Origin of the sequence: Oxalobacter vibrioformis (assembly GCF_027118995.1) — a bacterium.
Lineage (GTDB): Bacteria > Pseudomonadota > Gammaproteobacteria > Burkholderiales > Burkholderiaceae_D > Oxalobacter > Oxalobacter vibrioformis.
In genome coordinates, this window is sequence record NZ_CP098242.1 from 2,268,814 (window position 1) to 2,289,453 (window position 20,640).

The following is a 20,640-nucleotide window of genomic DNA, read 5'->3' on the forward strand; positions in this document are numbered from 1 at the left end:
AGAGTGAGGTAAAATCAGGTGGTATCAGAGAATATTGGCCAAATCAGGGTGAATGGGAAGGAAACGCATGGACAGACAGATTCGGGATGAAGATACTGCATTTTCTGCTGAGCGCGGTTTCAGTGCCGTGCGCCGCTTTTTCGCCCTGTTATTGGGCTCTCTGGCTTCATTTTTCTTCCTGACAGTATTTGGTAAAGCCGCTGCAAAGGGAAAACTGCGCTTTCCTGAATATTCTGCTGATGAATCAAAAATAGCCCGGCTGAAAAGCAATGCCGTTGCCGGTGACCCGGATGCCCAGCTCAAGCTGGGTGTCATGTGTGCTGCAGGTGTTGAGGGATGGGTCGATCATCGCGGTGCCATATTCTGGCTCAGGAAATCCGCCGAGCAGGGAGAGCCCAATGCGCAGATGCTCACTGCCCTGATGTACCTGGAAGGGCTGGGTGTACGTCGAAGCTACATGCAGGCAGCCAGATGGGCGAGGCTGTCCGCATTGCACGGCAATATTATTTCACAACTGCTGATGGGCGCATTGCTGGAAGAGGGTGCCGGGGTGAGGCGTGATCTGGAGCGTGCCGCATACTGGTATCGCTATGCGGCAAATCACCCTGTCGAAATCGGGGCAAGACAACGTTTGGGAACCCTCTATCTTGAAGGGAAAGGGGTTTCCCGGAATACGGAAGAAGGGCTGAAGTGGCTGAATGAATCTGCTGAAATGGGAGATGCCAATGCCTGTTTCCAGCTTGGCATGATTTATTACGACGGCCGGCTGGTTGAACGGGATTATGAAAAGGCGCTGAACTGGTATCTGGCTGCAGCAGAAGAAAAAAACGCGGAAAAGGGCATGGATGGCCTTGAGGTCGTTTTCGGGCAGGCAGCGGTTCCTGGTGAGGTCTATACCAGAACCATTGCGCAAATCATGAAACGCAATCCGCATGTGGTACGTGATGCCCGGTTTTATGTTGGCCTGATGTATGAAACCGGACGTGGTACTGGACAGGATATGGAGCAGTCGCGAAGCTGGTATCAGAAAGCAGCTGACGCTGGTGATGATATTGCAAAACAACGTCTGGTTTTTCTCAAAGATACGGTCTGAATAGTCTCTTTGGATGTATGAGAGGGTGATGCAATGAGGGGGTTACCTTGTTTCATTGCGCAGGCGTTTCAAATGCGGCTCCAGTTTTCTTCTTTCTTCATCATTCTGTTGTTTTTCAAGACATTTCTGCCTTTTTGACGTTTCAGCGAGCTTTTTGCCAGAGGATGCCGGACAATTCAGGCATCCCTGTTTGATGTACCCGTGCCAGAGGGGGGATTAACGGTTAGATAGCCAGGATATTCAGGCGTGAACGATAGGCGCTTTCTCCGTATTTATCCAGAACCGATAGTTCTGCTCCCGCATCCGCCAGCGCCTTTGCGCTGCGAATACGGTCTGCCTTGGCCATGAGCACAATGAAAGGCTGTCCATTGGGTGCCGTTTCATTGGCGCTGAAACCGCTTGTCAGCAGGTATTTCACCAGGTCGATATTTTCTTTTTCTGCTGTAAGGGCCAGATAGAGCAGGTTTTTCTGGTGATAGCGGCTGTTTATTTGTGAGCCGTTTTCCAGGAGTAATTTCACAATGCCAACAGGCGCGCCATTGGCGCAGGCCGTCATGACGGGGGTTGTGCCATAGTTATCCACCAGATTGACGTCATTGGTTTTCAGCAAGGCATTGACCAGTTCAGGGTTGGGCTCTATGCTGTTTACTGCCAGATGCAGTGCTGACTGGTTTTTCTCATTCACTTGTGCCGGGTTGGCGCCTGAGCCCAACAGGTAAAGTGCCGGATCATACTGCCGGTCGGCAAGGGTGCGCATGAACATCTGGTCTCTTTCTTCCTGCGTCATACGGCTGTCAAACAGCTTGACGACTTCGAGGTTGCCGGTTTCCTGTACCAGTTTCAATGTATCTGTTCCCCGTGTGTTGACAACCCGGATATCTGCGCCGGCATCAAGGAGTTCGCTGACAGTGGTTTCTAAGGTGCGCATGCTTTCCAGTGAACGGGATGCCGGCTGCCTGAGTGCCTTCATGAGAGGCGTTTCACCATACTGGTCTGTTGCATTGATGTCTGCGCCCTCATCAAGCAGGCGCTGGACGGCGCCCGGATAGAGTTCGGCTGCTGCATCCATCAGTCTTTCATCGGTTCGTTCGATACAGGTTTCGCAAACGTCATTCCTGGATGCGCAGGACATAAGCAGACAGGTTGCCAGAATAGTCAGTACGTATGAAAACAGTCGTCTGCGCATGAAAATCTCCTCTTGTCTTTTGCGCCAAAAACAGCGCAATGCCGGATACAGCCATCATTTTATGACAGACAGCAGAAAAGCACATGAAAAAAATGCCTTGTTGTGTATGGAAAAAGAAAACAGGTATATGAGAACAGACAGAGTGGATTTGTCTTTCACATAAATCAAAATATGACGCACACAGCCAAGGTAATATACAAAACAGACCCAATCAGTACTGGGTGATCAGGATGCTTTTGTCTGTTGTCCTGATTATTGATTCATGCCCGGTGTGCGTCATTTTTATCTCGCTGATGCGGCAAAAGGGGCTGATACGGCTTCAGATTGAGAAGGCGGCAAATCATGAGCACCAGAAAAGTCAACGTATCCCATACGAAAATTGCGGAATTTTCAGGAAATGTCTACGCGCACCACAACAGTATGAAGCGGTATCACTGGGCGGTGACCGGTACAGGCAGTTGCGAGGCATATCGCTATCGATCAGGCCGATACCGGAAAAAGCACAGGCCATCGGGTCGCTGGATAGCAGGAGGAAAAAATGGGCGCAAGTATCAAATCAGGGCTGGCCATGGTCAGTGTGCTGGAAAGCTGGGGCGTGGATCACATTTATGGTTTGCCCGGCGGTTCGATCAACTCCTTTGTCGCGGCACTGTATGAGCGGCGCAATCATATCCGGTTTATCCAGGTGCGCCATGAGGAAACCGGTGCCCTTGCTGCATCGGCAGATGCCAAGCTGACGGGAAAGATCGGTGTCTGCTTTGGATCCGCCGGTCCGGGCGCGACGCACCTTTTTAACGGATTGTATGATGCCAGTATGGATCATGTGCCTGTATTGGCGATCATCGGGCAGGTGGCCTCTTCAGCCATGAATTATGATTCCTTTCAGGAATTGAATGAAAATCCGATGTTTGCCGATGTCAGCGTTTATAACCGCACGGTCATGACACCGGAAAGTCTGCCGCATGTGGTCGATGAGGCAATTCGCCGCGCTTATGAATATAAAGGGGTGGCGGTTGTGACGGTTCCGGTGGACTTTGCGCTTGTCGATATTCCGGATGTGCCGGTTTCAACCGCAGCAAACCATCGCTCTGGGGTACTGATGCCGGATGCCGCAGATGTGGATGCCGCCATTTTGTTGATGGCACAGGCCCAAAGGCCGGTGCTTTATGTCGGGCAGGGGGCACGAGGCGGAGCAGAGGAAATTATGGCACTCTCCGAATACTACGCCATGCCGGTTGTGCTGTCGGTTCTGGCTAAGGGCATCGTGCCGGATGATTATAAAAATTTCCTGGGGATGGCAGCCAGGGTTGCCACCAAACCGGCTAATGAAGCGCTGGCAATGGCTGACCTCATTGTTTTTATCGGTAGTGACTTTCCTTTTGCGCGCGCCTTTTTTTCACCTGCTGCACGCTTTATCCAGGTGGATATTGATTCGTCGAAGCTGGGACGCCGCCATCATGCGGATGTTGCCATTTTGGGGGATGCGCGTGAAACCATGCGCCAGATGGTGGCGAAAGGGAAAAGAAAAGAAGCCGGCAAGTGGCTTGAAGCAAACCGCTTGAACCGGGAAGGATGGGATGTGTGGCTCAAGGGCTTTAAGGACAGTGATGCCGTCCCGATGCGTGTGGAGCCGGTTTTTCATGAAATCAACCGGATTGCCGAACCGGATGCCGTCTTTGTAACGGATGTGGGTAATTCCACCATTCATGCTGTGCGTCTTCTGGAAATGAATGCAGCTGGGCAGCAATTCACGACCTCAGGATGGTTTGCCACGATGGGCTATGGGATTCCCGGAGGGATTGCCGCCAGGCTCAGTTATCCCCACAGGCAGGTTTTTACGCTGAACGGAGATGGCGCCTTTGCCATGAGTATGCAGGACATCATCACCCAGGTTCGCTATAACCTGCCGGTTATCAATATCGTCTTTTCCAATGATTCGCTGGGATTTATCGAGGCTGAGCAGGAAGACAGCAGGCAGGAATATTACGGGGTAGACCTGACGCCTGTTGATTTTGCGAAAGCGGCCGAGGCAATGGGGGCTGTCGGGTTTACGGTGACAAAGCCCGAACAACTGGAAAAAGTATTTACTGAGGCAAGTCGCAGTGAGAAGCCGGTTGTTATTGATGTCAAGGTGGACAACAAGCGGCCGTTTCCGGCAGAGTCCTTTGTCCTGGATGGAGAAAAATACAGCAAGGCAGAGATTGATGCATTCAAAAAGCGGTATGAGGTGCGCAATATGCCTGTGTTGAGGGAGCTGCTGGGATAAGAAAAAGGCGGATGATTTATCCGCCTTTTTTCATGGCCTGCCCGTAAAATGCGTTTTTATCCACCACACAGGGCGAGCATTTCCGGCGGGGCATTTTCACTGAGTTCTGTCAGGATGTCATTTTCATACGTGAGAAAGACGATTCCCATATCCTTGTGCCTGAAATGAAGCCAGCCGCTTTCGGCAATCAGCCGGGCAACCTGTTCTTTTGCCTGGGCTTCATCTTTTAAGGGGGACCAGGGGCGAAAAGCATCACAGGGGACTGGTATATATTCCTGATGAGGCATTTGCTGGCGACTGGCATAAAAGCACATGAAGCCATGCTTGTCGCGCACAAATTTTGCCGCATGTCCATCATAGCTGGCAGCCATCAGGATTGCATCGCAAAGCAGGGTATGCTCTTCGCCAACCAGCCGGTTTTCCTTGATGACCTGGTAACGGATCTGCCTGGTCATGCTGCTGTTATTGCATCCGGTTTCTGCCGTCGGTATTCAAGGCCAGCCGCAGCGGCGTGCCCAAAAAGAGGTGACCGGCCAGAAAATCAATGATTTTTTCATTCATGGGCCAGTTCAGGATGACCACATCGTATTCATCCTGGAATTGGGCATCAGGGGAAAAATACAGGGAAAGGCTGTCATCCTCATAGGCAGCTTCGTTAACATCGTAGTAGGCGGAATCATCCCCTTCCGGATTGGTTTCTGCATCGGTAAGGGCAAAATAGCCTTCCGGTGTGCGGAAAGAAAGGGTTCTTCTTTCCGCCAGGCCGGTAATGATTTCCATTTCCAGTGGTGTTGTCATAAGGGCTGTCAATTCACGTTCCATGTGCTTCCTTTCTTGCCTGGCCCGCTTTGGCGGGATAATGCCCTACAGGATGTCGCTGGCATAATCAGCCAGCCTTGAACGTTCGCCACGGGCCAGCATCACATGCCCGCTGTGCTCCCACCCCTTGAAACGGTCAACGACATAGGTCAGACCACTGGAGCCTTCGGTGAGATAGGGCGTATCAATCTGGGCGATATTGCCCAGGCAGACGATCTTGGTGCCAGGGCCTGCACGCGTGATCAGGGTTTTCATCTGCTTTGGCGTCAGGTTCTGGGCCTCGTCGATGATGAGAAATTTGTCGATGAAAGTGCGCCCGCGCATAAAGTTCAGGGATTTTACCGAGATGCGGGAGCGGATGAGGTCGTGAGTAACCGCGCGTCCCCATTCCCCGCCTTCCTGGTGGCCGGCCTTGTTGAGGACTTCCATGTTGTCATCAAAGGCGCCCATCCAGGGTGACATTTTTTCTTCTTCCGTTCCGGGAAGAAAACCGATGTCTTCACCGACAGGAATCGTAACGCGGGTGACAATGACTTCGTTATAGCGTTTGCTGTCAAGTACCTGTGTCAGACCGGCTGCCAGTGCAAGCAGGGTTTTACCGGTGCCCGCCTGGCCGACCAGTGTCACGATATCGCATTCCGGATCCATCAGGATATTGAAGGCAAAGTTCTGCTCGCGGTTGCGGGCTAAAATGCCCCAGACATTGTTTTTCTGATGCGTGTAATCGTGCAGTGTCTGTAAAACGGCAGTGTTGCCGTTGACTTCTTTTACCTGCGCATGGAAAGGCGCTTCACCATTTTTCGGTTCCAGGTAGACAAACTGGTTAAGCAGCATGGAAGAAACCAGCGGGCCGGTGATACGGTAAAACGTCTTGCTGGCGCCATGATGATTGTTTTCCTGCCAGGATTCGATATTCTTGCCGTGGGTTTCCCAGAAGTTTTCCGGCAATTCCATTGTGCCCGGATAGAGGAGATCGGAGTCTTCCAGTACCTGGTCATTGAAATAATCTTCTGCGGCAAGACCCAAAGCGCGCGCCTTGATACGCATGTTGATGTCTTTGGATACGAGGACAATGGCACGTCCCGGAAATGCGGCCATCAGGGCATTGACGATACCAAGGATCTGGTTGTCCCCTTTTTCACGAGGAAGCCCTTTGGGCAGCTCACTGGGCTGAAGCCGTGTCTGGAAGTAAAGCCGTCCCCCGGCTTCCTTGTTGCCCAGCTTATCCAGAGGGATGCCATCCTCCAGGCGCATTTCATCGACGTTGGCCACCAGTGCATCCAGAGAACGGGCGACCTGGCGCACATTGCGAGCGACATCCGAGACGCCGCGCTTGTGGTTGTCCATTTCTTCCAGCGTGATCATCGGCAGGAAGATATCATGTTCTTCAAAACGGAAGAGGGCCGTTGGATCATGCATCAGCACATTGGTATCCAGCACAAACATTTTAGTTTGGCCTGATTTGCTCGCCGCCCGGCTGACAGGAGATTGCAGCGTCGTGTCTTCCAGTTTTTTTCTGGGTTGCTTTGCCGGTACAGTGGCAGTAACTGCTGGAGCAGTTTTTTTGGACTGGCGGGCAGTAACAGGATTTTTTGGTGTTGCGGGCGTTGCTGTTTTTTTCGGTTGTGGCTTGCTTTCTTTTGCTTTTGCCGGCACAGCGTTGCCTGTTTTCTTCGATGTTTTTGCTGTTTTTTTCATATCTTCCGGTTTCAGCATGTCTGCTGGTCTGGTTGGCATTTTGGGAAGGGGCATCACAACCTCGATTTTTTGGTAATGATGGTGAGATGGTCCTGCCTTTCACCAGTCATTGATATAAATAACAAGCGGGATTTCCGAAAGAAAATCCCGAGCCATGGGCTGCTTTAAGCAGCCAGTTTTTTGACGGCTTCCAGTGCTTCATCAACGTGGCCGTCTACTCTCAGTCCACGCCATTCCTGCACAAGTTTGCCGGACGGGTCAATAATGAACGTGCTGCGCTCTATCCCTTCCAGCAGCTTGCCATAATTTTTTTTGGTTTTCATGACATCAAACAGACCGCAGACAGATTCATCAGTATCAGAAATAAGCGGAAAGGGAAGTGCGAATTTTTGCGCAAATCCTTCATGCGAACGCATACTGTCACGGCTGACGCCCACAATGGCAGCGCCTGCTTTTTTGAATTCTTCATACCGGTCGCGAAAATCGATACCCTGTTGGGTGCAGCCCGGGGTATTGTCACGCGGGTAGAAGTAAAGAACCAGTATTTGCCCCTTGTAGTCTGACAGAGAGAATCCACCCAGGGTTGCTTCAGCCTTGAAGGGCGGCACTTTTTTTCCAAGGGCAACTGATTGCTTAGACATAGGCTCTCCTGATTTTTATGAGGTCAATACAGATTATGCACATTTCTGCCTGTGTAGAACAGGGGATACGGCTAAAAGTCGGAAAAATCATGCCGTATCCTCCAAAAAAAGGGCCAGTGCGACACGTCGCCCTTCTGAAAGCAGCAGATTGAACGTTCGGCAGGCGGCGTGGGTATTCATGGTCTCAACCCCGATTTTCCGGGATGAGAGGTAAACCAGAAGCGGTGGCGAAAGAAGGCGCTGGTAGAGGCCGGTACCGATAATCAGGATATTCGGCTGCACAGCAATGATGGCAGAAAAGTCTTCCGGCGCCAGGCTGTCAATGTCAGATACCGGCCATAAAGCAGGCGCGGCGTCAGGGAGCACAAGCACGCTTTGGGAAAAGCGGGTGTGATTGATCGTGACGCTTTTCTCGTCATAAGCGGTGACAGCCTGATGGTGTCTTTCCTGATTTTCAAATAGCGTCATGAATTCATAAAAACAAGTCTGTCTGACAGGTTAAAAAGTGCAATCGACAAGTAAAACTGAGCAAATGCAATATTGTATCGTTTCAACTGCTTAATAAAAGCACCACAATTGCCGTAAAGGTGTAAACTGTATCACTTAAAAGAATGCCCGCAGTTGCCGGAAAACGGGAAAAATCCGGTAACGTGCAACATTCCCGAGCCAATCGTCAAGGGAAGATGATCATGCAATCGTTCAAGAAATCGCAAAAACTGGCTGGTGTCTCTTATGACATCAGGGGGCCTGTCCTGGAAAAAGCACGCCAGATGGAAGATGAAGGACAGAAAATCATGAAGCTGAATATCGGTAATCTGGCGGTATTCGGCTTTGATCCACCGGACGAAATTGTCCATGACATGATTACCAACATGCAAAGCGCGGCGGGTTATACCGACTCAAAAGGCATGTTTGCACCCCGCAAGGCCATCATGCAGTACTCCCAGGAGAAAAAAATCAAGGGGGTGGATATTGAAGATGTTTATATCGGAAATGGCGCGTCCGAACTGATTGTCATGACCATGCAGGGGCTTCTGGATGTCGGTGATGAGGTGCTGGTTCCGGCACCGGACTATCCGCTCTGGACGGCTGCGGTCTCTCTTTCCGGCGGTAACCCGGTTCATTACATCTGTGATGAGGAAAATGAGTGGTATCCGGATATCAAGGATATGAAAAGCAGGATCACCGAGCGAACCAAGGCGATCATTGTCATTAATCCGAATAATCCGACCGGCGCACTGTATCCGGTCGAGATACTTCAGCAGATTGTCAACCTGGCCAGGGAGCATAATCTCATTATTTTTGCGGATGAGATTTATGACAAATGCCTCTACGATGGCGCGACACACACATCGATCGCCTCGCTGGCGGATGATGTGCTGTTTATCACACTCAATGGTCTTTCCAAAAATTATCGTTCCTGTGGCTACCGTGTCGGCTGGATGGTTGTGTCCGGTGAGAAAAAACACGCCAGGGATTACATCGAAGGGCTGGATATGCTGGTATCGTTGCGTCTTTGCGCCAATGCGCCAGGCCAGTTTGCCATCCAGACAGCGCTGGGCGGATACCAGAGCATTGATGACCTGGTGGCGCCAAACGGACGGCTGACCCGTCAGCGGGATCTGGCTTACAACATGCTTACGGCTATTCCGGGCGTGACCTGCGTCAAACCCAAGGCATCACTATATATGTTCCCGCGCCTTGATCCGGAAATCTACCCGATTACGAATGATCAGGAGTTTGCCTATCAGCTGCTGGAAGAGGAAAAAGTGCTGATTGTGCAGGGAAGCGGGTTCAACTGGGACAATCCGGATCACTTCCGACTGGTTTTCCTGCCGACATCTGATGATCTGGAAGAGGCATTGAAGCGCCTTACCCGTTTCCTTGAGAATTATCGCAAGCGTCACGGGACAGACAAGCTGATTGTCGTTGACAAGAAAAAGAGTACCTGGCGCTGGAGAGAGAAAAAAGAAAAAGGCGGCTTAAGGCTGGCCTGATCTGAAAAAAGGACTGATCTTTCAGTCCTTTTTTATTTTTCTGGTATTGCTGCTGAACGGTCGGAGGGCTTTATTCACGGCAACACGGGCATCAATATGCTCAATACGTTTTGCCATCTCCCCTGAGGTATTGACACAGGTTGAGCCAATGGTTATCTTGCCCTATTCATCTTTTACTCTTTTTACGATTCAAAAGCACATATGGAACCAGTCAAAGTAGGATTGCTCGGTATCGGAACCGTTGGCTCCGGCACATGGAATGTCTTGAAGCGCAACCAGGCGGAAATCAGGGGGCGTGCAGGACGTGAAATTCAGATCACGATGGTCGCAGACCGCAATGTGGCGCGCGCCAGGGAAATCACAAACGGCGAGTGCGAGATTGTTGATGATGGCAATCTGATTGTCACCAATCCCGATATTGATATCGTGGTTGAGCTGATTGGCGGCTACGATGTGGCAAAAGACTTCGTACTGAAAGCCATTGAAAACGGCAAGCATGTCGTGACGGCAAACAAGGCACTGTTGGCGGTTCATGGCAATGAAATTTTCCGCGCAGCGCAGGAAAAGGGCGTGACAGTCGCTTTTGAGGCGGCCGTTGCCGGTGGTATTCCCATCATCAAGGCATTGCGTGAAGGGCTGACTGCCAACCGCATCGAATGGGTGGCTGGCATCATCAACGGCACGACCAACTTCATTCTTTCCGAAATGCGTGAAAAGGGGCTTGATTTCGATACGGTGCTCAAAGAAGCGCAGGCATTGGGATATGCCGAGGCAGACCCGACCTTTGATATTGAGGGTGTGGATGCGGCACACAAGGCGACACTGATGTCCTCGATCGCATTTGGTATCCCGGTCCAGTTTGACAAAGCCTATATTGAGGGCATTACCCGGCTGGATTCTCTGGATATCCGATATGCCGAGCAACTGGGATACCGTATCAAGCTTTTGGGTATTACCAAACGCATGCAAAATGGTATTGAGCTGCGTGTGCATCCGGCACTGATACCGGCTTCCCGTCTGATTGCCAATGTGGAGGGGGCGATGAATGCGGTGCTGGTCAACAGTGATGCTGTTGGACCAACGCTGTATTATGGCAAGGGTGCCGGTGCCGAACCCACGGCTTCGGCTGTCATTGCCGATCTGGTTGATATTGCCCGTGTGGAAGCAGTGGACCCCGAGCACCGGGTACCGCCGCTGGCTTTCCAGCCTGATGCGATGAACAATACGCCGATTCTTCCCATGTCTGAAGTTACCACCAGCTATTACCTGCGGATGAAGGTCAGGGATCAGCCGGGTGTTCTTGCCGACATTACCCGTATCCTGGCGGACCTGAATATTTCCATTGATGCTTTCCTGCAAAAAGAGCCGCTGGAAGGGGAGACGCTGGTTGATATCATTATCCTGACGCACCAGACGCAGGAGAAAAATATCGATGCTGCCATCGGAAAAATCGAGAAAATCGGCACGGTGATGGGCAAGGTAACGCGCATCCGTCTTGAGGAACTTGAATAACAGGGCTTATCCAGCCAGCATGATGGCGGCATTGATAAAGTCTTGATGAAAAGTCTTGCGGCAATGCGGGGTTATCGTTCAGAATACCCCCAGACACCCGCAGGAATAATATCTGCAGTATCGACGAAAGGGGCGAGTTATGTTTAATAAAATTCTGATTCCGACAGATGGTTCCGAAACATCCCTGGCAGCAGCGCTTGATGGTGTTGCCTTTGCTGCAGACAATAATTCCGAGGTGATCGGCATTTATGTCGCACCGGAATACCAGTATCCGGTTTATATCGAGATTATTCCGCCTACCTATCCGCTCGAAGAAGAGTACCAGGAGTTGATGAAAAAAATCGGGATAGAGTATCTCAAGCCGATCAAAGAGGCAGCGGAAAAAGCCGGTCTGAAATATTCAAGTCATTTTGCGTTTTCTGACAGTGCGGCGAATGCGATTGTCAAAGTGGCGGAGAGCCAGAATTGCGAGCTGATTTTTATGGGGTCTCATGGCCGCTCCGGGCTGGGACAGCTGATTTTGGGAAGCGTTACATCCAAAGTGCTTTCGCTGTGCAAGATTCCGGTTCTGGTTGACCGGCCAAGGCTCAAAAACAAGTAAGCCCTTTTCTCTCACAGCAGAAAGTGGCAAAAAAGAGACGATCATGGATTCATGGTCGTTTTTTTTGTCTGACAGCAAAGCCTTTGCCTGGCTGGGGATACCTGTTTCTGGCGATGTCTTCGCGTTTTTTGGGGAGTTGCGTCAAAAGCGGGTTGTAAGGCATTATGGCAGGAGAATATCAGGCTGCATCATGCCTTTACGACACAGGTAAAACAGGAAAATGGTGTGGCTGTCAAAAAAAGGATGAAGCGATGAAAATGCGAATATTGGGATTGCTTGTCGCGGTTTTCTGTACCGGGTTTTCAGGCATGGTATCCGCCCAGGATGAGGATCAGCAGGCACCGCCGCAGGCAAAAAGTGAGCGCGTGATCTATTCCATGAAAGATGCCTTGCCGGTATACCGTGAAAAAGCCGGGCAGGGCGATGTGGACGCGCAACTCATGATGGGACAGATTTATGCGATGGGCGATATTGTCGATGCGGATATGGAAGCGGCATTTTCCTGGTTTATGAAAGCAGCAAGACAGGATAATGCAGAAGCCCAGTTCAAGATTGCAGAGATGTATCTGTATGGACAGGGAGTAGAACGTGACTTCAGCCATGCAGAGAAATGGGCCAGTGAATCAGCCCGGCAGGAGTATGCCGATGGCGAGTATCTGCTGGGATTGCTTTATGCAGAAGGCAAGGGCGTACCGGAAGACTGGAAAAAGGCAACCATCTGGCTGTGCCGGGCTGCAAACAAGGGAAATCAGAAATCCATTGACCTGCTGGATACCCGTACCCTGACAGGCCAGATCACATCAACACGGGATGGTGAAGGAATGGCGGATTGGTGTAACACGGCTTCCAGCCGGTTGAGTGGTTCCTGACAGATTCGCACAAGAGATACCGAGACACCAGCCAACGGTTTTTCATGGGACTAGCTGATATGTTGAGATGTTTTCGCCTGCTGTCTTTGATTGGCTGTATGACGTATACGGGGATGGTGTATGCAGCCTGTGGCGGTTCACTTGTGTTTGACGACATGTCGCCGCAGGAACTGGCTGCGCACCTGCAAAAACTGCTTAACCTGGCAGAAAAAGGCGATGACGATGCCCAGTGCCGTCTGGGCGTTGCCTATTTTGAAGGGCATGGGGTGGATCGCGACTATGCCAAAGGGCTGGCATGGTTTAAAAAATCAGCAGCGCAGGGAAATGCCGAGGCGCAGTTCAGGCTGGGCGAAGCCTACTTTGAAGGCCAGGGAGTCGAGCCCAGCTATGGCGAGGCCATGATGTGGCTGCAAAAATCGGCAGAGCAGGGAAACATTGAAGCACAGGGTACGATTGGCCTGATGTACTTCAGGGGGATCGGTGTCAGGCAGGATGTCGGGTATGGCCTGGCCTGGTTTAAGAAGGCGGCTGAAAAGGGCTTTATGCCCGCACAGTATGAGCTGGGACTGGCTTATGATTCGGGAACCGGGGTGGAAAAAGACCTGAAACAGGCCATATTCTGGTACAAAAAGGCTGCAGATCAGGGTAGTTTAAGAGCACAGCGAAGGCTGGATGCACTTGGTGAAGGGGAAAAAGACCCGGTTGAAGATACATCGGCAGGGCAGAAAAAACAGGAAAACAATAAAAAGTAACAGGCAGAAAAAGCGGTGTGTTCTGGTTGGGTATGGATGGTGTTGAACAGCACAATGATTTTGACGGAAACGGGGTTATGCAGAGAATAGGAAAATGGGGTTTGCGTGTTGGCCTGGCCTGTATTTTTATCATGGCGGGTATGGCTTCTTCCACTGTCCTTGCACAGGCTGGCGCAGGAAAACAACAGCAGGCCCAGCCGCTTTCCATCAAGACCCGAAGTGAATTTGAAACGATCAGAAAGCAGGCGGAAGCTGGCGATGCGCAGTCACAGTATCGCCTTTCCATTGCCTACGCTGAAGGAAAGTTTGTCAGGTCAGATGACAAAGTCATGGTCCACTGGCTGGAAAAGGCCGCAGAACAGAACCATACAGAAGCGCAGTTTTACCTTTCTGCGATGTATGCCAAAGGGATTGGTGTCAAACAGGACTATACCCAGGCGGCAAACTGGATGCGCAAGGTGGCTGACAAGGGCCTGGAAATGGCGCAATTCAATATGGGGAATATGTACGAGTCAGGGATGGGGGTTCCCAAGGACCAGAAGCAGGCCATTGCCTGGTATCGCAAGGCAGCGGCACAGGGAAATCCTTATGCAAAAAAACGTCTTGAAGAGCTGAAAGCCGCTTCAGGCAAGCCGGCTACCTCTGTGCGCAAATAATGGTTCAAGGTTGCAGAAACTCCTGGCCGGGATCATGGGGAGGGCAAGTAATGCGCAGCAATTATCGCAAGATCGTGACGTCATTATTTTTAACGGCGATACTGGGCGGATACAGTGTTGTATCGGCTGATACGGTGACGGCGCAGGAAGTCCAAACGGATGAATCTGCCCAGGCAGACGACAGCATAACGACCGCAGAAGCCAGCCGTGAGGAAAAAGCCGCACAGGGCGATCCTGAGGCCCAATTTCGTCTTGGCGTGGATTATGCCGCAGGAAAAAACGGCAAGCGGGATTTTGATGAAGCGGCAAAATGGTTTCTGAAAGCGGCCGAACAAAATCATCCCCTTGCACAGGACATGCTTGGCAGGATGTATGCGTCCGGTATGGGTATCAAAGGTGGCCCGGATATCAATACATCAGCAATGTGGTTTGAAAAAGCCGCCAAAAACGGCCAGGCCAATTCCCAGTACCGACTCGGTGTTTATTATGAATACGGGTATGGGGTTGCCAAAAATTTTGAAACAGCTGCCGAGTGGTACCGGAAATCAGCAGAGCAGGGAAATGAGGATGGCCAGGCGAGGCTGGGATATCTTTATATGATAGGCAGGGGCGTTCCCCAGGATTATGCCAAAGCCATGGCGTGGTTCCGCAAGGTAGCTGACCAGGAGGACGGAGATGCCCAGGGGCGGGTTGCCATCATGTACGACAAGGGCATGGGCGTCAAGCAGGATTATGCCGAAGCGGCACACTGGTATAAAAAAGCGGCAGAGCAGGATGTTGTCCAGGCGCAGTACCGGCTGGGAGAAATGTATGAGCAGGGTCTCGGGCTTCCTGAAGACAGGGCCGAGGCACTGAAATGGTATCGCAAGGCAGCCGATCAGGGCGATATCAATGCCAAAAAGAAGCTGGTTGAGCTGGAATAGTCTCAACATCTGATGCCATCCAATAAAGAAATTAATCTTTTGAGGGGAATGGATATGCAGTACAACAGAATGCGCTGGTGGATGGGTGTGGTGCTGTTACTCGCCTGCCTGTTTCTGTCAAACAGGGCAATGAGCCATGCGGTTACGGTTACCCGGGATGCCGGTGACGGGAAAAAACCACTTGTTGTTGTCGAAAAAAGCACTCAGCGTCTGGTTCCCGGGGCGCCCGATCCTGCCGTTATGGCGGTGTTCATGAAAAAGGCCGAATCAGGTGATGAACGTGCAAGAAGTGTACTTGGCATCATGTATGCCTTTGGGATCGGGGTGGATCTTGACAGTGAAAAGGGCGTAGACATTTTTGGCAGCCCGGAACTGAAAAACAATTCGCGTTATATGCGCAGTCTTTTAGGGGTCGTCAAAGCCGCCGCAGCCAATGACAGCATCGTAGATGCTCAGGGGCGGCTTCTCAACGAAGAAGAGGAGGAGCGGCTGGCATATGAAAGGCTGGCAGGTGCAGCAAAAAATGGCGACAGCTCAACCTGGCTTGCCCTGGGTATTGTCTGTGCCAGTGGAACCGGTACCGGCATGGATTTTGTGCAGGCGGCATCCTGGATAACAAAAGCTGCCCAGGCGGATGACGCACTGGCACAGGCATTGCTGGGCATGATGTATGAAACCGGCATGGGCGTGGTCAGAGATGAGAATGCGTCCGGCAGGTGGTACGCCCGTTCCGAGGCACATCCCGAATTGACACAGCAGGAATCCATACAATTTATGGCGCAGCTTATGGAGGTAATGGACGGGTACATTGAAAAAATGCTTGCTGTGCTGCTTGAGCTGGCAGAGAAAGGGGATGCTGAAGCCCAGTACCGGCTGGGCGAATTTTATGAGGAGTTGGAGTCCGGCAAAAACGACCAGGCAGCTTACGCTTGGTACAAAAAAGCCGCATTGCGGGATCATGTCAAAGCCCAGTATGCGCTTGGCAGGATATACGAGGAAGGGCGGGATGGCATCTCACCGGACAGAAAAGAAGCGTTGAAATGGTATAAGAAAGCGGCAAGCCATCGTGACATGGATGCGATGAAAAAAGTGGCTGAATTGCAGTAAGTGTTTCCTCGGAAAACCGGATATTTTACCCATCCGGTTTGCAGAAATATCAGCCGAACCGGCCTGTCATCCAGGCCGGTTTTTTTATGGTTTGTCTTTTTTGTGGAATATCCGATCTTTTTATATCAGTCATAAAATCCCGGTTTTTCCGTCAAAATCATGAAATATCCTTTTTTTCCATACTTTCCGATTTTCTTGCTGTTTCATTATTTGAAAATATTCATTTTCTGGAAGGCTTTACAAATTCTGGTTATAAATATTAAAAAAATATAGCAATACTAATATCAGCATGTTAGGATTTGCGAGTAACTTTGTAACAGTTACTTTGTGTTCATTTTACTTCAGGGTTGGGCTTTGTCTGTGGCCTGACCTGACTTTAACCGGACAGAATTCCCCCCTGAATTTTGTCCGGTCTTTTTCATGCTTTCCCCCCTTTTTTTGTGTTTCGTTTTTTGTGGTTGCAAAGAACGTTCTTTTTGCGTGTTTTATCGCATCATCTTCCAGGATGGGTGTTTTATACAGTAGCAGGCTCAAGCGGTGGCATGGTAGTATAAAAAGCGCATTTGTCAGGCTCATGGCAGAGGCAGACCGGCGCACAGGAAAGAAAAAGGGCATACACATATGAGGAAAACCGCAGGGCAACAGATCATGCAACTGGTATCAGGCATCATTGCATTGCTATTGTTTGCCATGCCGCCATTGGCTGCCGCCTGGCAAAAGGGCGAGCCCGAATCAGGGCGAAGAGCCGCTTTGAGGATGCTTCCCCAATTAATCAGTGATGCCCAAAACAGTCCTGCCAGGCAGCTTGAGGTCGGTTTTTTATATGCCCAGGGCATAGAAGGCCGGCCGGATTATGCCAAAGCAGTTGAGTGGTATCAGAAAGCCGCCGAAGCAGGCAGCAATACCGCCATGTATCTGCTGGCTGTCATGAGTATCGAGGGGCTGGGTACCGAACAGGATTATGCTGCCGCATTGCGGTGGGCGCAGAAAATTGCCGATTCGGGAGACGGGTCCGGATACATGCTGTTGGGCATGCTCTACGAATCCGGCTCCGGTGTGCCGCAGGACGACACGAAGGCAGCACAATATTATGGATATGCAACACGGGAAGCACGTGATATCGGTGCACGATACCGGTTAGGCATGCTTAACCTGGAAGGGAAGGGCGTACCGAAAAATCCGGCGCGTGCCATCGAATGGCTCGAATCGGCTGCCAGCCAGGGAGACCGGCATGCCCGTTACCAGCTTGGCTATATGTATTTCACCGGAACCGGTGTCGGCGTGGATTATGTACGCTCAGGTGTATGGTTTGAAAAAACACTGGCTTCGGACGGTCCGGTTACCCGTAAAAAATTCCCTGATATTTTCGGCTCGGCTGCCGTTGCTGGAGAAGACTATACAAAACGCATGCGGCAGATGATGAAAAAGGATCCTAATGTCAAACGCAATGCCAATTTCATGTTGGGACGCATTTATGAAAAGTTTGGGGAAACGCCGCTGAATCGGGACTGTGCAAAAGCCTATTACGCCATGGCGGCCAAAGCAGGACACAAGGATGCCCGGACAAGGCTGGCGGCCATGAAAAAAACAGAACGGGAAAAGTTGAAAGCCAAAAAGCAGCAGGAAAAAGCTGCCGCAAAAGAAGCCGCCAGGCAAGCATCAGAAAAGCAGGAAACAACCCAAAAACCGGCGCCTGTTATTGCTGCCGCTGAACTCAAGGTACTACCGGAAAAAGCGGCATCGCAGCCCGTCATCATCATGGAAAAAACGGAAATCTCCCGACCCACGGACGGCTCTTCTTCAATGCAGGCATTGACCGTGGTTGAAGCAAAAAACATCACCGCCCCCAGGGTCATGTATACCGCCCAGGAAATGGACGGGATTGAGGAGGTTATCGGTATTCTGGATAATCCTGTCGCACTGGTTGTCATGGATATGATCGGCAGCATCATGGAACAGGGTGTTCATGAGACGGAAGATGATAGCATCGGTGTTGTGAATGCGTCAGGCCTATAAGGTGACTGAAAAAAGCCATAGAAATACCAGACTGACCATGATATTGACCCGGAGACAAAATGAAGTGGTTTCGTAAGAAAAACCAGACAGTCAAAGTGCGTGAGTTGAATACCGTTTGCCTGTTTGCCCGCGGTGTGTATCGTTTCCTGCTGATGCTCTTTTTTGCCGGATGTGCTTCATCGCTTGTAATGGCCGATGAACTTGATCTGGATATGGATATGGCGACCTATCGCCCAAGGCTGCCTGAATTGATCAAACAGGCAGAGTCCGGCGATACAGAAAAACAGTTTCAGTTGGGTATTCTTTATGCTGCTGGTGTTGAAGGGCAGCCCGACTATGAAAAAGCAATTTACTGGTATCGCAAGGTTGCCGAACTGGATGTGCCGGTTGTTTATGGGCTGCTTGCCGTTATGTATGCTGAAGGGCTGGGTGCCAGCCAGGATTTTGTTGAAGCCGGACGATGGGCTTTCAAGTCGGCCGCCAAGAATCAAACCCTGGGCAAGGTGATGCTGGGGGTTTTTTACGAGGAAGGCGCCGGGCTAAAGCGCAATTACAAAAAGGCAATGGAATGGTATACCAGCGCAACGCTTGATCCTTCCAATATGGGCGCGCGTTACCGGATCGGGATGCTTTATCTTGAAGGAAAAGGGGTAAAACAGGATACCGTACAGGCGCTGGACTGGCTTGCAAAAGCAGCAGAACATGATGATGTTTATGCCATTTATCAGTTGGGAAATCTCTACTACGAAGGCAGATTTGTCAAACAGAATTATGTTCAGGCGCTGACGTGGTTTGAAAAAGCTGCGGCCACCCGGCCCAATCCATACCGGGATTCTTTAAGCAAGCTTTATGGTGCCGCCTATGTGCCGGGTGAAGCCTATACACGGACAATTGCAGTCATGATGAAGCGGGATCCTGGTGTGCGCGGCAAAGCTGCTTTTATGGCTGGCTGGATGTATGAAAAAGGGAAGGGAACCGGAAAAGATACAGGCAAGGCGCGCCAGTATTATCGACAGGCGGCTGAGATGGGTAATGAGGCAGCCAAAGAGGCATTGGCCAACCAGAAAGAAAGCTGATCATCATGCCAATGACGCCTCCGCTTTTTGACATGCGCCAAAGACAGGAAAGCGCTGTTCTGTTGCAGGATGGACAGAAGTCGGGGTGGTGCTGTTCGAAACAGTGGTTTCGCAACACTATCCTGATGGTTTCATTTCTGGCGTGTTCCTCATGGGGGGGCGCTGAAGAAACAGGATTGAATGCGCAACAATATCTTTCCAGGTTGCCGGAAATCCAGAAAGAAGCAGAAGCGGGCAATGTGAGTGAGCAGAGTCGGCTTGCCATTTTATATATGGCGGGAATAGAGGGAAAACCGGATTATAAAAACGGATCATACTGGCTGAAAAAGGCGGCAAAACAGGATTCGGTGTTTGCCGAGACGCTCCTGGCATTTATGTATGTTGAAGGCCTGGGTGTGCCGCAGGACTTTGATGAGGCGGTTCACTGGGCGCACAAGTCGGCAGCATATAACAATTATGCCGGGCAATTGATCATGGGCGCCTTGTACGAGGCAGGCGCAGGCGTAACCCAAAGCGATAAGAAAGCGGCAGAGTGGTATGAGAAGTCTGCACAATATGAAAAGGATATGGGTGCCCGTTACAAGCTGGGCATGATGTACCTGGAAGGCCGGGGAGTCGAAAAAAATATCCGGACTGCGGAAAACTGGCTGATGAGAGGCGCTGAAAAAGGTGATGCACATGCCTGTTATCAGCTCGGCATGATGCACTATGAAGGAAAGGGCGTCGCACAGGATTATTTTCTGGCACTTGACTGGTTTGGCAGGGCCGCTGCAATCGGCATACCGGAAAAGAGCCGGATTCTGAAGGAAATTTTCTGGGATGTCTATGTGCCGGGAGAGGAATATTCAAAAACCATCGGGTTGTTCATGAAAAGGGATCCGCTGGTTAAGGCCAATGCCAACTATATGCTTGGCAACATGTGTGAGACAGGAACCGGAATCGAAAAGGACCTGGAAAAAGCCCGCTTTTACTACACACGCGCTGCGGATGAAGGGCATGTTGAGGCAAAAATGCGTCTGAATGTGTTATCGGGCAAAACCGTTCCGGAAACGGCACGAAGCCAACCTGCACCGTCAAAAAATCAATCCGGGGAAAAAAGCGCTACTTCTGCCGGGCCGGATACAGCTCCTCAATAACATTTTCCAGTTCCTCCTCCAGCAGTGTGACAAATGCGGCAAGGGCATGGCAATCGCCTGTATCCAGGGAAGCGTTCGTATTGACGGTATTCATCAATGCAAGGCGAAGCGTACCGAGTGAGCTGACGAGCATGGACATGCGATCCAGTCCGGCATAAGGAGAGTTTTTTTTGACTGATGAGGGGAGCGAATGGGACGGCTCCTGCATTTTCTGTGTGGGAGACTGGTGTTTTTTCATGCTATTGATGCCTTCTGATCCGGGCGAAACAGAGGAATACCAGTCCGCGCTGGC

At 50.9% G+C, this 20,640-nt stretch carries 20 protein-coding genes; 13 read left to right on the forward strand and 7 right to left on the reverse strand.

Annotated features, from left to right (window positions below; all coding sequences use genetic code 11):
- The first annotated feature begins 67 nt into the window (after positions 1-67).
- Positions 68-1,093, forward strand: a complete 1,026-nt coding sequence (locus tag NB640_RS11215) for an SEL1-like repeat protein (protein WP_269308782.1) — start codon at positions 68-70, stop codon at positions 1,091-1,093.
- 223 nt (positions 1,094-1,316) lie between these two features.
- Here NB640_RS11215 and NB640_RS11220 read toward each other — a convergent pair whose 3' ends face one another.
- The gene (locus NB640_RS11220) at positions 1,317-2,279 is read right to left on the reverse strand and encodes an ankyrin repeat domain-containing protein (protein WP_269308783.1); all 963 of its coding nucleotides are present in this window, start codon (positions 2,277-2,279) and stop codon (positions 1,317-1,319) included.
- Positions 2,280-2,817: 538 nt separating this feature from the next.
- On the opposite strand from NB640_RS11220, the gene spxB reads away from it, so the two are divergent.
- Positions 2,818-4,545 (forward strand): pyruvate oxidase, encoded by a 1,728-nt coding sequence (gene spxB, locus NB640_RS11225; protein WP_269308784.1) that lies wholly within the window; start codon positions 2,818-2,820, stop codon positions 4,543-4,545.
- 56 nt (positions 4,546-4,601) lie between these two features.
- Here spxB and NB640_RS11230 read toward each other — a convergent pair whose 3' ends face one another.
- From NB640_RS11230 to NB640_RS11250, 5 genes are all read right to left on the reverse strand, one after another.
- The gene (locus NB640_RS11230) at positions 4,602-5,000 is read right to left on the reverse strand and encodes a hypothetical protein (RefSeq protein WP_269308785.1); all 399 of its coding nucleotides are present in this window, start codon (positions 4,998-5,000) and stop codon (positions 4,602-4,604) included.
- 7 nt (positions 5,001-5,007) lie between these two features.
- Positions 5,008-5,367 carry a hypothetical protein gene (locus NB640_RS11235; RefSeq protein WP_269308786.1) on the reverse strand — a complete coding sequence of 120 codons (360 nt, stop codon included), beginning with the start codon at positions 5,365-5,367 and terminating at the stop codon, positions 5,008-5,010.
- Between the two features lie 42 nt (positions 5,368-5,409).
- Positions 5,410-7,116, reverse strand: a complete 1,707-nt coding sequence (locus NB640_RS11240; RefSeq protein ID WP_269308787.1) for a PhoH family protein — start codon at positions 7,114-7,116, stop codon at positions 5,410-5,412.
- A gap of 110 nt (positions 7,117-7,226) precedes the next feature.
- Positions 7,227-7,703, reverse strand: coding sequence for a peroxiredoxin (locus tag NB640_RS11245; RefSeq protein WP_269308788.1), 477 nt, complete (start codon positions 7,701-7,703; stop codon positions 7,227-7,229).
- An 87-nt stretch (positions 7,704-7,790) separates the two neighbouring features.
- The gene (locus tag NB640_RS11250; RefSeq protein WP_269308789.1) at positions 7,791-8,171 is read right to left on the reverse strand and encodes an Mth938-like domain-containing protein; all 381 of its coding nucleotides are present in this window, start codon (positions 8,169-8,171) and stop codon (positions 7,791-7,793) included.
- A gap of 221 nt (positions 8,172-8,392) precedes the next feature.
- Here NB640_RS11250 and NB640_RS11255 point away from each other — a divergent pair, with 221 nt between their 5' ends.
- From NB640_RS11255 to NB640_RS11305, 11 genes are all read left to right on the forward strand, one after another.
- Positions 8,393-9,700, forward strand: coding sequence for a pyridoxal phosphate-dependent aminotransferase (locus NB640_RS11255; protein WP_269308790.1), 1,308 nt, complete (start codon positions 8,393-8,395; stop codon positions 9,698-9,700).
- Positions 9,701-9,901: 201 nt separating this feature from the next.
- Positions 9,902-11,212, forward strand: coding sequence for a homoserine dehydrogenase (locus NB640_RS11260; protein WP_269308791.1), 1,311 nt, complete (start codon positions 9,902-9,904; stop codon positions 11,210-11,212).
- 139 nt (positions 11,213-11,351) lie between these two features.
- Positions 11,352-11,813 (forward strand): universal stress protein, encoded by a 462-nt coding sequence (locus NB640_RS11265; protein WP_269308792.1) that lies wholly within the window; start codon positions 11,352-11,354, stop codon positions 11,811-11,813.
- Positions 11,814-12,064: 251 nt separating this feature from the next.
- Positions 12,065-12,682: a tetratricopeptide repeat protein gene (locus tag NB640_RS11270; RefSeq protein ID WP_269308793.1), complete on the forward strand. Its 618-nt coding sequence runs from the start codon at positions 12,065-12,067 to the stop codon at positions 12,680-12,682.
- 98 nt (positions 12,683-12,780) lie between these two features.
- Positions 12,781-13,434, forward strand: a complete 654-nt coding sequence (locus NB640_RS11275; protein WP_269308794.1) for a tetratricopeptide repeat protein — start codon at positions 12,781-12,783, stop codon at positions 13,432-13,434.
- Between the two features lie 77 nt (positions 13,435-13,511).
- The gene (locus NB640_RS11280) at positions 13,512-14,090 is read left to right on the forward strand and encodes a tetratricopeptide repeat protein (protein ID WP_269308795.1); all 579 of its coding nucleotides are present in this window, start codon (positions 13,512-13,514) and stop codon (positions 14,088-14,090) included.
- 50 nt (positions 14,091-14,140) lie between these two features.
- Positions 14,141-15,013, forward strand: a complete 873-nt coding sequence (locus NB640_RS11285) for a tetratricopeptide repeat protein (protein ID WP_269308796.1) — start codon at positions 14,141-14,143, stop codon at positions 15,011-15,013.
- A gap of 54 nt (positions 15,014-15,067) precedes the next feature.
- On the forward strand, positions 15,068-16,120 hold the full coding sequence (locus NB640_RS11290; RefSeq protein ID WP_269308797.1) for a tetratricopeptide repeat protein: 1,053 nt from the start codon (positions 15,068-15,070) through the stop codon (positions 16,118-16,120).
- Between the two features lie 621 nt (positions 16,121-16,741).
- Positions 16,742-18,136 carry a tetratricopeptide repeat protein gene (locus NB640_RS11295; RefSeq protein WP_269308798.1) on the forward strand — a complete coding sequence of 465 codons (1,395 nt, stop codon included), beginning with the start codon at positions 16,742-16,744 and terminating at the stop codon, positions 18,134-18,136.
- Positions 18,137-18,195: 59 nt separating this feature from the next.
- A complete protein-coding gene (locus NB640_RS11300) occupies positions 18,196-19,212 on the forward strand; it encodes an SEL1-like repeat protein (protein ID WP_269308799.1) in 1,017 nt (338 codons plus the stop codon).
- 5 nt (positions 19,213-19,217) lie between these two features.
- On the forward strand, positions 19,218-20,348 hold the full coding sequence (locus tag NB640_RS11305; RefSeq protein ID WP_269308800.1) for an SEL1-like repeat protein: 1,131 nt from the start codon (positions 19,218-19,220) through the stop codon (positions 20,346-20,348).
- On the opposite strand, the gene NB640_RS11310 is transcribed toward NB640_RS11305, so the two are convergent.
- Positions 20,314-20,586, reverse strand: coding sequence for a hypothetical protein (locus NB640_RS11310; protein WP_269308801.1), 273 nt, complete (start codon positions 20,584-20,586; stop codon positions 20,314-20,316). The two genes, NB640_RS11305 and NB640_RS11310, sit on opposite strands and share 35 nt — an antisense overlap.
- Positions 20,587-20,640 lie beyond the last annotated feature (54 nt).